This window comes from Stenotrophomonas sp. STEN013, from assembly GCF_056760355.1.
On sequence record NZ_JBRREO010000004.1, the window covers coordinates 44,518 to 57,621 of the forward strand.

Sequence of the window (13,104 nt, forward strand, 5' to 3'; positions counted from 1 at the left end):
ATAAGGTGATGTGGATCCCAACTCCGGGAATACAGCTTCGCTTTGACCTCCAAAAGAAGGGGCCCGTAAGAGCCCCTTCCCGTCGTCACCTAAGCCGTACTCACGCGGCCTTTTCCGTCTGGAACTGCTCCTCTTCGGTGGACCCGGTCAGCGCGGTCACGCTCGACGCGCCGCCCTGGATCACCGTGGTCACATCGTCGAAGTAGCCGGCGCCCACTTCCTGCTGATGCGAGACGAAAGTGTAGCCCTGCTCGCGGGCAGCGAACTCCGGTTCCTGCACCTGCTCCACGTAGTGGCGCATGCCCTCGCCACGGGCATAGTCGTGGGCGAACTTGAAGGTGTTGAACCAGTTGATGTGGATGCCGGCCAGGGTGATGAACTGGTACTTGTAGCCCAGCGCGGCCAGCTCGTCCTGGAACCTGGCAATGGTCTTGTCGTCCAGGTTCTTCTTCCAGTTGAACGAGGGCGAGCAGTTGTAGGACAGCAGCTTGCCGGGGCTGGCGGCATGCACGGCCTGGGCGAACTCGCGGGCAAAGCCCAGGTCCGGGGTGCCGGTTTCGCACCACACCAGGTCGGCGTGCGGGGCATAGGCCACGCCGCGGCTGATCGCCTGCTCCAGGCCGTTCTTGACGCGGTAGAAGCCCTCGGCGGTGCGCTGGCCGGTGACGAACGGGGCGTCGTTGGGGTCGAGGTCGCTGGTCAGCAGGTTGGCGGCTTCGGCATCGGTACGCGCCAGCACGATGGTCGGCACGCCCAGCACGTCGGCGGCCAGGCGCGCGGCGGACAGCTTCTGGATCGCCTCCTGGGTCGGCACCAGCACCTTGCCGCCCATGTGGCCGCACTTCTTCACCGCCGCCAGCTGGTCCTCGAAGTGCACCGCGGCGGCGCCGGCAACGATCATGTTCTTCATCAGCTCATAGGCGTTGAGCACGCCGCCGAAGCCGGCCTCGCCATCGGCGACGATCGGCAGGAAGAAGTCGATCGCGTCCTCGGCCTTGATCTTGCCGTCGATGATGTTCTTCCACTGGATCTCGTCGGCGCGCTGGAAGGTGTTGTTGATGCGGCGGACCATGGTCGGCACCGAGTCGTAGGCGTACAGCGACTGGTCCGGGTACATGGTTTCGGAGGTGTTGCCGTCGGCGGCCACCTGCCAGCCGGACAGGTACACCGCTTCCAGCCCGGCCTTGGCCTGCTGCATCGCCTGGCCGGCGCTGATCGCACCGAAGGCGTTGACGTAGCCCTTCTTCGAAGCGCCATTGACCAGTTCCCACAGGCGCTCGGCGCCGCGCTTGGCCAGGGTGTATTCCGGCTGCACGCTGCCACGCAGGCGCACCACGTCGGCGGCGCTATAGGTGCGCTTCAGCCCCTTCCAACGCGGGTTGGTATCCCAGTCCTGCTGCAGGGCGGCGATCTGTTGCTGGTAGCTGCTCATCGTGCTGTCCTCGAAAAGTCGTGCTTGCGTAAGGGGAGGGGTCAATCGATCTGCCGGTAGGCCGGCAGGGTCAGGAAGTCGGCCAGCTCGTCGGCGCGGCTGAGCTGGTCGAGCAGGCCGATGGCCTGGGTGATGCGGCCGCCGCCGGGCAGCGCGGAGGTGTCGCCAAGGCGCGCCGGCAAAGCGCGCAGGGTGCTGGTCAGCAGCGCGAAATCGATCGCCGTGCCGTCGTCCAGATGCTGGTTGCCGGCATGCAGCCACTGCCAGATCTGGCTGCGGCTGATCTCGGCGGTGGCGGCGTCTTCCATCAGGTTGTGGATGGGCACGCAGCCATTGCCATCCAGCCAGGCGGCCAGGTAGCGCACGCACACCTCGACGTTGTTCTCGAAGCCGGCACGGGTGATGGTGCCGCTGCACGGTGCGATCAGATCATCGCGGCTGACCTGCACGTCACGACGCAGCACGTGATGCTGGTTGGGACCGGGCATATGCTCGTCGAAGATCGCGCGCGCCACCGGGATCAGCGCCGGGTGCGCCACCCAGGTGCCGTCATGGCCGGCGGTGACCTCGCGCAGCTTGTCCGCACGCACGCGCGCCATCGCCTGCTCGTTGGCGGCAGCATCGTGGTTGATCGGAATCTGCGCGGCCATGCCGCCCATCGCATGCGCGCCACGGCGGTGGCAGGTCTTGATCAGCAGTTCCGAGTAGGCCTTCAGGAACGGCTGGGGCATCGTCACCTGGCCGCGCTCGGGCAACACCTTGTCGGCGTGGCGGCGGAAGGTCTTCAGGTAGGAAAAGATGTAGTCCCAGCGGCCGCAGTTCAGCCCGACGATGCGCTCGCGCAGCGCATGCAGGATCTCGTCCATCTCGAACACCGCCGGCAGCGTCTCGATCAGCACCGTGACTTTGATCTGCCCCTGCGGCAGGCCGAGCATGCCTTCGATGTGCGACAGCGCGGTCTCCCACAGCGCCGCCTCTTCCATCGACTGCAGCTTGGGCAGGTAGAAGTAGGGGCCGCGGTCCTTGTCCATCAGCGTCTGCGCGTTGTGGAAGGCGAACAGCGCCGCGTCGAACAGGCCGCCGGCAATCGGCTGGCCGTCAACCAGCACGTGCTTCTCGTCCAGATGCCAGCCGCGCGGGCGCACGATCAGCACCGCCTGCTCGTCGAACGGGCGCAGCGTGTAGTGCTTGCCGGGGCCCTTGGCGGTGGCCGGCGCGGTGAAATCCAGATCACCGCGCACCGCCGCCTTCATCGTCTGCTGGCCGGCCAGCACGTTGCGCCAGGTCGGCGAGGTGGAGTCCTCGAAGTCGGCCATGAACACCTTGGCACCGGAGTTCAGCGCGTTGATGACCATCTTCGGGTCGGTCGGGCCGGTGATCTCGACGCGGCGATCCATCAGCGCGGCCGGGATCGGCGCCACCGTCCAGTCGCCCTCGCGGATGGCACGGGTGTCGGCACGGAAATCCGGCAGACCGCCCTGGTCGAAGAAAGCCTGGCGCTCGCGGCGGGCCGCCAACCGCGCCTGCCGCCCCGGCTCGACCGCACGGTGCAGCGATACGAGCAGGCCCAGCACGCCGGCCGGCAGCAGCGCGGACTGGCCGGCCAGCTGGGTGGTCAGGGTGATGCCCGGGGTCGGGCGGGGGGCGGACTGCGGCGTGGCGACAGCGTGGGCGACGGCGGACATTGGAAGTTCCTGCGGGTGTCGGGAGCTCCAACGTGCCGCTGCGTGGAGGTATTTAACAAAACAGTTTTTGCAATGCTTTTTATAAGTTGTGCTAATACTGGCTTTGCCATGCCAACCAAACCGCCCGCAACCCCTCGTTTTTCCTACAAGTCTGATCGGCTCAAGCCGCTGCGGGCGTTCCTGCAGACGGTGCGTCTGGGCTCGGTTTCGCGGGCGTCGGAAGCGCTTTTTGTCAGCCAGCCGGCGGTGAGCCTGCAGCTGCAGGCGCTGGAACGGGAGTTGGGAGTAGTGCTTTTCGAGCGCAGCGGGCGCCGCCTGGTGCCCACCCGCGAGGGTCAGCTGCTGTACGACATGGCGCAGCCGTTGGTGGAAAGCCTGGACGGGCTGCTGCCGCGGTTCCGCGAAAAGGTCAGCGGACTGGACGCGGGCGAGCTGAACATCGCCGCAAATTCGTCGACCATCCTGTATCTGCTGCCAAAGATCGTCGAAAACTTCCGCAGGCTACACCCGGATGTGCGCCTGACCCTGCACAACGCGATCAGCGCCGACGGCACCGATCTGCTGCGCAGTGACGCCGCCGATCTGGCCATCGGCTCCATGCTGGATGTACCGGCCGACCTCAGCTACGCCCCGGTCTACCGCTTCGACCAGGTGCTGATCACCCCGCCCGACCACCCGCTGGCAAAGAAAAAGAACCTGACGCTGGAAGACCTCTCCCCGTGGCCGCTGATCCTGCCGCCGCGCCGGCAGATCACCTGGCGGCTGGTCGACCTGGTGTTCCAGCAGCACCGCGTGCCCTACACGGTGGCGCTGGAAGTGGGCGGCTGGGAGGTGATCAAGCAGTACGTGGCGATGGGTATGGGCATCAGCATCGTCACCGCGCTGTGCCTGAACGAGGCCGACCGCGACAAGCTGGTCACGCGCGCGATGGGGGAATTCTTCCCTTCCCGCAGCTACGGCGTGGTGGTGCGCCGGGGCAAGGTGTTGTCGCCACAGGCGCGCGCCTTCGTCGAGTTGATCCAGCCGGATCTGTTCGCGCCACGGCAGTACGACGATACCGGGCACTCCGAGCGCTAGGCGGCAGGCGCTGCCCAGAAGGCGGTATCAGGCCTCCTGTCGGACAAACCCAGAACGGGCCACGGGCCGCGCCGCAGGAAGCGGCTCAGACGGTTTGGCGGGGATCAAAGCCGCTGCCACTCCAGACCTTCACCGCGGCGCCAGTACACCGCCAGCGCCTTGCCGTAGACCTTGTCGGCATCGACCAGACCGAAGAAACGGCCATCGAAACTGTTGCCGCGATGATCGCCCATCACCAGCAGTTTGCCGGCGGGGAGGGTGAAGCCCGGGATATCCGGACCTCCGCCTGCATCCAGATCCAGCTGCACCGGCTTGCCGTCGAAAAGCTCGCGGGCGACACCCTGCTGCAGACGCCGTCCATTGATGCTCAGGTATCCCCCACGCAGCGCCACACGATCCCCACCCACCGCCACCACCCGCTTGATCAGGCGGGTGCCATCGGCCGGTGAATCGAACACCGCCACATCTCCGCGCTGCGGCGTGCCGGTGGCCAGCAGCTGCATCTGCGTGAACGGCAGCCGCACACCATAGGCGCGCATATCCACCGCCACCCGGTCGCCGGGCTGCAGCGTGGGCTGCATGGAACCACTGGGCACCTGGTAATGGTTGGCCAAGGTGTCGCGGGCCACGCCGAGCAACAGCAGCATCACCGCCAGCGGCAGCGCTTCACGCCGCAACCAGGCGATGGCTGGATGGCGCGGGGGAACAGACGACGTGTCGTTCATGGCACTTGCCCTGCACGGAGAGGAGAGCCTGTTGACCTGCCAGCCAACGGGGGAGTTCCCGTGCGACGCACGCCCGCCAGGTACACGGCACCCAGCCGCCGCCCGCCAGCGCCGCACAGCAGAACGGCAGGGTTTCCCCTGCCGTCCGTCGCTACCGGTTTACCGCACCAGCGCTTACTTCAAACCACGGTTTTTCAGCAGCGGTTCCACACTCGGATCCTTGCCACGGAAGTCGCGGTAGGCGGTGGCCAGATCGCGGGTGTTGCCGATGGACAGGATCTTGTCGCGGAACACCTGGCCGTTCTCACGGGTCAGGCCACCGTTCTCCTTGAACCATTCAAAGGCGTCGTGGTCGATCATCTCCGCCCAGAAGTAGGCGTAGTAACCGGCCGAATAGCCACCGCCCCAGATGTGGTCGAAGTAGCTGCTGCGGTAGCGCGGCGGCACCTGCGCCAGGTCCACCTTGTAGCGTTTGAGCGCAGCGGCCTCGAACGTGTCCACATCCTGCAGCGGCGCATCCGCGCCCTGCGTGTGCCACGCCATGTCCAACAGTGCCGCCGACAGGTACTCGGTGGTGGCATAGCCCTGGTTGAAGGTCTTGGCCTTGGCGATCTTCTCCACCAGCTCCTGCGGCATCGCCGCCTTGGTCTGGTAGTGCCTGGCGTAGTTGGCGAACACCTTCGGGTCCGAGGCCCAGTGCTCGTTGAACTGCGACGGGAACTCGACGAAGTCGCGCGGCACACCGGTGCCGGCCACGCTCGGATAGGTGGTCTTGGAGAACATGCCGTGCAGCGCATGACCGAACTCGTGGAACATCGTGGTCACGTCATCCCAGCTCAGCAGCGCCGGCTGGCCGGCGGCAGGCTTGGTGAAGTTGCTGACGTTGTAGACCACCGGCTTGGTGCCGGTCAGGCCGTCCTGTTCGACGAACACGTCCATCCAGGCGCCCCCGGACTTGCTGTCGCGCTTGAAGAAATCGGCGTAGAACAGCGCCAGCGGCTGACCGTCGGCATCGGTCACCTCGAACACACGCACGTCCGGGTGGTAGACCGGCAGGTCGGTGCGCTCCTTGAAGGTCACCCCGTACAGCTGGGTGGCGGCGAAGAACACGCCGTTCTGCAGTACGTTGTCCAGCTCGAAGTAGGGCTTGATCTGCGCCTCGTCAAGGTCGTACTTGGCCTTGCGCACCTGCTCGGCGTAGAAGTCCCAATCCGAGGCGGCGGCCTTGAAGCCGCCCTTCTGCGCGTCGATCACCTTCTGGATCTCGGCCAGCTCGCCACGGGCCTTGGCGGTGGCCGCCGGCACGGTGTCGGTCAGCAGCTTGAGCGCGTTGGCCGGGGTCTGCGCCATCTGGTCGGTCAGGTTGTAGGCGGCGTAGTTCGGGAAGCCAAGCAGCTTGGCCTTGGCCGCGCGCAGCTGGGCCAGGCGCTGGATGATCGCGCGGGTGTCGTTGGCATCGCCGTGCTCGGTGCGGGTTTCCGAGGCTTCCAGCACCTTGGCGCGCACCGCACGGTCCTGCAGCGAGGCCAGCACCGGCTGCTGGGTGGTGTTCTGCAGGCCCAGCACCCACTTGCCTTCCAGCTTGCGGCCCTTGGCGGCATCGGCAGCGGCAGCGATGTCGGCCTCGGACAGGCCGGCCAGCTGCGCCTTGTCCTCGAGGGTGACCGCACCGGCGGCGGTGGCCGCGACCAGCTTGTTGTGGAAATCGTTGGAAAGGGTGGCCTCTTCGGCGTTGTACTGCTTCAGCGTTTCCTTGTCGGGATCGCTGAGCTGGGCGCCGGCTTTGACGAAGCCCTTGTAGGTTTCCTCGACCACGCGCAGCTGCTCCGGCTCCAGCCCGGCACCCTGGCGCGTGTCATAGACCGCCTTCACCCGCTCGAACAGCTTGGCATCCAGATAGATCGCATCGCTGTGCGCAGCCAGCTGCGGCACCACCTCTTCCTGGATCTTCTGCCGCTCGGGATTGGTATCGGCCTGCACCACGCTGAAGAACACACGGCTGACGCGGTCCAGCATCGCACCGGATTTTTCCATCGGCAGCAGGGTGTTGTCGAAGGTGGCCGGCTGCGGGTTGTCGGTGATCTGCTTGATCTCGGCCAGGTGCTGGCGCATGCCTTCGGCGAAGGCCGGCAGGTAGTCGCTGTCCTTGATCTTGTCGAAGGCCGGCGCCTGGAACGGCAGCGGACTGACGGCCATGAACGGGTTGGTCGAGGCGTCGGCGGGCTGGCCGGCCTGGGGGGGCGTGTTGGTGGTCACGGGGGCAGTGGACTCCTTGCCGGAACAGGCGGCCAGCGCAAGGCTGATGGCGGTGGCCAGGACAACGGTACGCGACATGAAACGGCTCCTTGGGAACGGGCTTCGATCAGCCCCCAACCCTACTCCGTTGCCGCGGCGGCAACATGTGCCGATGGTGGCGGCCGCCGCCTGCACACCGGCCGCGCGGACTCAGCCGGTACCGCGGTTCTTGCCCATCCACTGCCGGTACCACTGGCGGATGGCGAGCATGTCGGCCGCATCATCGCCACTGGTGAAAAACGGCTCGCCGAAGCCGATGGTCTTGTCCGGGTAATGGAAATAGGCAGGAATCACCGGCACCTCGGCCATCCGTGCGATCTTGAGGAACCCCCCCTTCCACTCCTTGACCGGCTTGCGCGTGCCCTCCGGGGCCAACGCAAACCAGACCCGGTCACTGCGCTGGATCATCGCCACCACCTGTCCCACCGTGCCCTGCGGCGAACTGCGATCCACCGGCATCACTCCGAGCCCGCGCAGGATCACACTCAGCGGCCACCAGAACAGCTTGTCCTTGCCGAGGATGCGCGCGTCCACGCCCAGCGCCATCTTGGCCGCCAGCCCCCACAGACCGTCCCAGTTGGACGAATGCGGCGCGGCGATCACCACCGCCTTGGCCAGGTCCGGAATCGGCCCGCGGATATGCCACCCGCCCAGACGCAGCACGCTGCGCCCCAGCCAGCGGCTGAGTGCGCGGCCCTTGAGTTGTGGCATGTTCGGCGGCAGGACCGGCACGGTCGGTAAGCGGTTGCTCAAGCACTACTCCCAATTGCGTTGCGAACGGCCGCGCTTGACCTGCGCACGGCCTTTTTTCTCATCCAGGCGGCGCAGCTTGGAGCCGTAGGTCGGTTTGGTCGCCACCCGCGCCTTGGGCACGCTCAGGCCGGCCTGGATGAAGCTGACCAGGCGTTCACGCGCGTCCTGGCGGTTGCGGTCCTGGGTGCGGAAGCGCTGCGCGTCGATCACCAGCACGCCTTCGCCGGTCATACGCCGGTCGCGCCGGGCCAGCAGAAGCGCGCGCAACGGCTCGGGCAGCGACGGCGAGGCGGCGATATCAAAGCGCAGTTCCACGGCGGTGGAGACCTTGTTGACGTTCTGGCCGCCGGCGCCGGACGCGCGCACGAAACGCTCGACGATCTCCGTTTCCGGTATCGCCAGCTGCTCCGAGATTTCAATCCGGTCCCTCGCCATCGGCGCATTGTAAGGGGCAACCGCCCCCGCGCCGCCGTCGCAACGCGGCGCACTTCCTGCGGCGCGTTGCGACGATATCTGGGACCCTATTCCCAGTACTGCCCGGCCCAGCGGCGCCATGCGCGGTAGTGGTGGATCGCGAAGCCGGCAAAGGACGGCTCGTTGCGCAGCGCGCGTTCGACCTTGCGCACCTCCTGCTCGAACACCTTCGGGCCTTCCTCATGGAAGGTGACCTTGTTGATGTCGTTGGAAGAAACCTCCAGCCCGATCACCACCTTCTTGCCGACTTCATTGGCGTAGGCGATCTCGCTGGCCGCATGCGACAGGATGCTGTCGCGGCCCTCGGCCTTGTCGCGGTAGTCCATCAAGGCGACGTAGTCGTAGATGTTGATGGTGTGCTCGCTCACCGGACGATGACGGCCATTCCACTCCACCTCGATGCCGTCCAGCCAGAACGGAATCGCCGGGCCAACCGTCAAGGTCGCGCCGCTCTCCTGCTTGATGCGCATCACCGCTGCGCTCATGTCCAGGAAGCCCACCAGCAGATCCGCGCGGGTGTCGTCATTCCATTCGTCGAGGATGTGCGGCTCGATGTCCAGGTTGGCGCCATCAAAACGTGCGGCTTCGGGTACCGATGCGTTGTACTCCACCACGCGGCGGAACATCGCTTCGGCTTCTTTGCGGTAGGCCGGCAACACGTAGTTCTGGGTGCTCAGATACCAGGAGCCCAGCAAGGCATATACCTTCATCTTCTTGCCATGCATGCGCTCGATGAAAGCGCGATACAGTTGCGGCTGATCGACGATCAGGTTGCGGCCCTTGTAGGCATCGGCATACAGGTAGATGGTGTCGATCTGCTGCGATTTCAGATAGGCGGCGGCCTCCTCGGCGACGGCCGGGTCCTCGACCATCGCATAGGACTCCGCTTCCCAGGTCCACATCGCGCGGCTGGCCGCCATGGAAGGTGCGCTCGACAGCAGACACAGCAGTGCCAGCATGCCGATGGCAAGACGATTGTTCATTACTGCTTCTCCACGGTGCTGCCGGTATCCACCAGCAAGTGATAACGGCCCTGCCCGATGGCCTTGCCGCTATCGGGGTCGGACGGGAATACCGATACGTAGCACCGGCCTTTGCAATCTTCGGGCTGCGGCAGGGGCAACTGCAGCTGGACCTGATGACTGCCGCCAGGCGGCAACTGCAGGGCCTGGCCGTAGACCTCCTGCAGTTCGCGGCCGTTCTCGCTGGACATGACCGCCAGCGGCACGAACACACGGCTGGGCTTGGAATCCCCGCTGGCAAATACCGCCGACAAGCGCACGCCGGTCGCCGTCGCCGTGGCCTCGGCCGAAGTGATGGACACGCCGGGCACCGCCGGTGCAGCAGACAGTTGCGTGGCCTCGGGAACGGCCGCATAGGCGACCAGTGGCGGCGTAGCGCCGTCCGGAAGCAGCGCGCCGCGCTTGAGGAAGATCGCATTGGCCTGCGTATAGCGTTGCAGGCGCTGCGCCACCCACTCGCGCACGCTGGCGTCATCGGCCCTGGCCAGATGCATGCCGTCCTGCAGTTCATACAACTCGCCGTCGCGCAGCCACCAGCGGTCGGCCAGATACTCCGGCGCACTGGTCTTGGTCTGCTTCAACGGCAGCTGATGCAGGTTTCGGAAATTCTCGGACATGTCCAGGCCGGTACCCAGCCACGCGGTCCGCGCCGGACGCTGCAGGCCGTAGGTGTTGGACAGCAGGGCCATCAGCGAGGGCGTCACATCCAGCTGCGAGGACACCGCACGCACCCGCTTGGGCTGCTTGAGCAGGGGCGAGAACACGATCAGGGGCACGTGGTAACGATCGACGTGTTCACCCATCGGGATCTCCGGCAGCCGGTGATCGCCAGTCACCACGAAAATGGTGTCGTCATACCAGGGCGCCTTCTGCACCGACTCGAAATAGCGCCGCAACTGGTCATCGGTATACAGGATCGTGCTGTAGATCGCGGCGTTGGCGCGGTAGCCGGCCAGGCGCGACTCCGGCACCCGCAGCTGCTGCAGCTGCTGCTCGAATCGGGCACGGTAGGCCTCCTGCCCGGGGAACTCGTAGCTGGTGTGCATCGAGATGGTCTGCATCGCCAGCACGAACGGCGATGGCAGGCGGTCACTGTCGGCCAGCACGCGCGACACCAGCTCCTTGTCCGGGTAGCCCCAGGCGCTGAACGGATTGCGCTGGTAGCCGGGACCGAAGTTGTTCATGTCCACCAGCGTCTGCACCTGCTGCAGCCGCATGTAGCCCCGTTCGTCATCAAAGGCGGTATCGGTGCCGTTGTAGAACGCGGTGTGATAACCCTGCTGGCGCAACACGCTGAAAAGGCCTGGATGCGCAGGCATGCGTTCGCCCAGCGCGGTGAAGCCCTGGTCGGCAAAGGGTGCCGAGCCGAGCAGGGTCGGCAGCACGCCGAACGTGCGGCCCTGGTTGGCGATGAAATTGTCGAAATAGAGGCTGCGCGCAGCCAGGGTGTCGAGGAACGGGGTGAAACTGCCCAGCGCCGCCTGCGGACCGGAGAACGAACGCCCCAACCCCTCCACGATAATCAGCACCACATTCGGCGGGCGCCCGTCGCGGGTCGGCGCGAAGTACGCGCCCAGGGTATCCGGCGTCTGCTCCTGGCGCAGGAACGGATAGTCCGGGTCCAGCGCCGGCTCTGGAGCCGCATGCGCCGATGCGGTCGCCACCATGGCAGCCCCGGACTCGGCGTTGGACCAGCGCCACACATCGGCACTGAACCAGGCCAGCTTGTTGCAGGCCACTGCGCGCGCAGCCTCGTCGGTCAGCAGGCTGGCCCCGGTTGGCATCGGCAGCAGCCAGGCCAGCGCGGCGCCGGCCAGCAGCCCGCCGCTCCAGCGCGCAGAACCGGGGGCATTACGCCGTGCCTGCCACAGCAGCCCCGTCCACAGCACCAGCAATGGTAGGCCGATCGCCAGGACACCGCGCAATGTCATCGGCGCCCCGTCAGACAGCGTCGTGCGGATCTCGGCGATGCTGTAACCGAACAGATCCGCGCCCAACGGCACCTGCGCCACCTGGAAATACTGGTCCAGCACCACCTGCACGACCAGGAACACTGACCACAGCAGGGCCAGGGTGACAGCACGCGGCACCGCCCGTTTCAGTGCCAGCAGCGGCAACGACAGCAACAGCAGCAGCGGCACCGCACGCAGCAGCACGAGCAGCGACTGTGCCGTGGCCACACCGGCCACCGCCCAGCGCTGCGACGCAGTGTCGCCGGCACCGGCCACCGCATTGGCCACGGTTACCGCCACCAGCACCAGCTGGGCCAGCAGCAGAACAGGAAAAACCGAGGAAAAGCGCGCCCACGCGCTACCGTTGTGCGGTGTTGTCATCGTCGCCTGCCCCCTTACCAGCGCGTATAGATCGACGCCGATACCCGCTGCTCGTCGAAACCGCCGTCATCGTCGGCATAACCGGCACCGAGCTTGAAGCCCCAGTTCGGGGCGAACTGGTGCCGCCAGGCGACCCCAAGGCTCGCGTTGTTGTCGCGCACCAGGCTGCCGAAGCGGTCCACGTCGGTACTGCGACCGCTGCTGACGCTCACTTCCAGGTAGTTGTCCGCGTCACCGCGATAGTAGTTGCGCAGCAGTACGCGATGACTCCAGCTGCCCGAGCCGACGCCCGGCACGTGCTGCAGTTTGTAGCGCCCGTACCAGTTGCCGCTGTAGCGGCCCACGCCAACTCCGTAGAACTCGGTGTCTCCGGAAAAACGCAGGTGATCGACACTGGCTGACAGTTCCCAGCCACTGCCCACACCCTGGAACACTTCCACGCGCCAGGACTGCCGGGGCAACACGCCGCTGGACGGGCCATGCTGGTAACGCAGATTGGCGTAGGCCCGCGACCACAGCGGGGTGTAGCCATCCAGCGCCCAGGCGATATCGCTGGTGTTGAAATGGTCCGCACGCAGCATTTCCAGCCCCAGCGAGCCGCGCTTGAAGTACCGGCGTAACGACAGGTCGGCATCATTCCAGCTCTGCCGGTTACCACTGAAACGGGTATGGCTCCAACCCGCGCTGGCACTCCAGCGATAGCCGTCGGCGGCAGCGACATCGGGATTGGCCATGCGTGGCAACAGGCTGTCACGCAGGCTGAGGATTTCCGCCGGATCCGCCCCCAGCGCCTCGGCCGCGTCGAAATCGGCGCGGGCGGCGGCGATCTGGCCCTGGTCACGCAGGGCCCGGCCGCGGGCGATATGCGCCGCGGCGCTGTCCGGCGCCAGCGCCACCCACTGCGCATACGCAGCGGCCGCCTGCTGCGGGCGATCGCTCCAGCGATACAGATCGCCCAGGGCCGACCAGGCATCGGCGTAGGTCGGGCTCTTCTGCACCACCTGCTGCAGATCCGCCTCGGCGGCGGCGTATTGACCATCCCAGGCGTAGGTGCGGCCACGTGCCAGCAGCAGGTCGCTGTTGCCCGGGTGCTCCGCCAGCAGCGCGGTGTACTGCGTGATCGCCTCACTGCGCTGGCCATCGGTGGCCAGTGTGCGGACCTGCTGCATCCGTGCCTCAAGCGAGTCGGCCGGCGCCTCGGCCGGTGACTGGGCCAGCAGCGCACCGGGAGTGGACAGCGCCAGCAACAGCAGCGGACGGGCACATCGACGGGTAGACGCGGTAGAAAGCAAAAAACACCTCATGGAG

The 13,104-nt window shown here is 66.3% G+C and carries 10 protein-coding genes; 1 reads left to right on the top strand and 9 read right to left on the bottom strand.

All coding sequences use genetic code 11. From position 1 onward, the window contains the following. Window positions 1-100 precede the first annotated feature (100 nt). Window positions 101-1,432, bottom strand: a complete 1,332-nt coding sequence (aceA, locus tag ACVOMH_RS09985; protein WP_481551859.1) for an isocitrate lyase — start codon at window positions 1,430-1,432, stop codon at window positions 101-103. 41 nt (window positions 1,433-1,473) lie between these two features. Next, window positions 1,474-3,117: a malate synthase A gene (gene aceB, locus ACVOMH_RS09990; protein WP_481522550.1), complete on the bottom strand. Its 1,644-nt coding sequence runs from the start codon at window positions 3,115-3,117 to the stop codon at window positions 1,474-1,476. A gap of 108 nt (window positions 3,118-3,225) precedes the next feature. Between aceB and ACVOMH_RS09995 the strand changes: the two genes are divergently transcribed. After that, the gene (locus tag ACVOMH_RS09995) at window positions 3,226-4,194 is read left to right on the top strand and encodes a LysR family transcriptional regulator (protein WP_481522549.1); all 969 of its coding nucleotides are present in this window, start codon (window positions 3,226-3,228) and stop codon (window positions 4,192-4,194) included. Between the two features lie 104 nt (window positions 4,195-4,298). On the opposite strand, the gene lepB is transcribed toward ACVOMH_RS09995, so the two are convergent. The 7 genes from lepB to ACVOMH_RS10030 form a co-directional block, all read right to left on the bottom strand. Then, window positions 4,299-4,919 carry a signal peptidase I gene (gene lepB, locus ACVOMH_RS10000; RefSeq protein ID WP_481522548.1) on the bottom strand — a complete coding sequence of 207 codons (621 nt, stop codon included), beginning with the start codon at window positions 4,917-4,919 and terminating at the stop codon, window positions 4,299-4,301. Window positions 4,920-5,093: 174 nt separating this feature from the next. Continuing rightward, window positions 5,094-7,253, bottom strand: a complete 2,160-nt coding sequence (gene dcp / locus ACVOMH_RS10005) for a peptidyl-dipeptidase Dcp (protein WP_481551860.1) — start codon at window positions 7,251-7,253, stop codon at window positions 5,094-5,096. 111 nt (window positions 7,254-7,364) lie between these two features. Further along, window positions 7,365-7,967, bottom strand: a complete 603-nt coding sequence (locus ACVOMH_RS10010) for a lysophospholipid acyltransferase family protein (protein ID WP_481522546.1) — start codon at window positions 7,965-7,967, stop codon at window positions 7,365-7,367. A 3-nt stretch (window positions 7,968-7,970) separates the two neighbouring features. Then, window positions 7,971-8,402 carry an alternative ribosome rescue aminoacyl-tRNA hydrolase ArfB gene (gene arfB, locus ACVOMH_RS10015; RefSeq protein WP_481522545.1) on the bottom strand — a complete coding sequence of 144 codons (432 nt, stop codon included), beginning with the start codon at window positions 8,400-8,402 and terminating at the stop codon, window positions 7,971-7,973. 86 nt (window positions 8,403-8,488) lie between these two features. Then, window positions 8,489-9,424 carry a hypothetical protein gene (locus ACVOMH_RS10020; protein WP_481551861.1) on the bottom strand — a complete coding sequence of 312 codons (936 nt, stop codon included), beginning with the start codon at window positions 9,422-9,424 and terminating at the stop codon, window positions 8,489-8,491. Further along, window positions 9,424-11,796: an LTA synthase family protein gene (locus ACVOMH_RS10025; RefSeq protein ID WP_481551862.1), complete on the bottom strand. Its 2,373-nt coding sequence runs from the start codon at window positions 11,794-11,796 to the stop codon at window positions 9,424-9,426. The genes ACVOMH_RS10020 and ACVOMH_RS10025 overlap by 1 nt, the downstream gene beginning before the upstream one ends. A gap of 14 nt (window positions 11,797-11,810) precedes the next feature. Next, window positions 11,811-13,100: a YaiO family outer membrane beta-barrel protein gene (locus tag ACVOMH_RS10030; protein ID WP_481551863.1), complete on the bottom strand. Its 1,290-nt coding sequence runs from the start codon at window positions 13,098-13,100 to the stop codon at window positions 11,811-11,813. Between the last annotated feature and the right edge of the window lie 4 nt (window positions 13,101-13,104).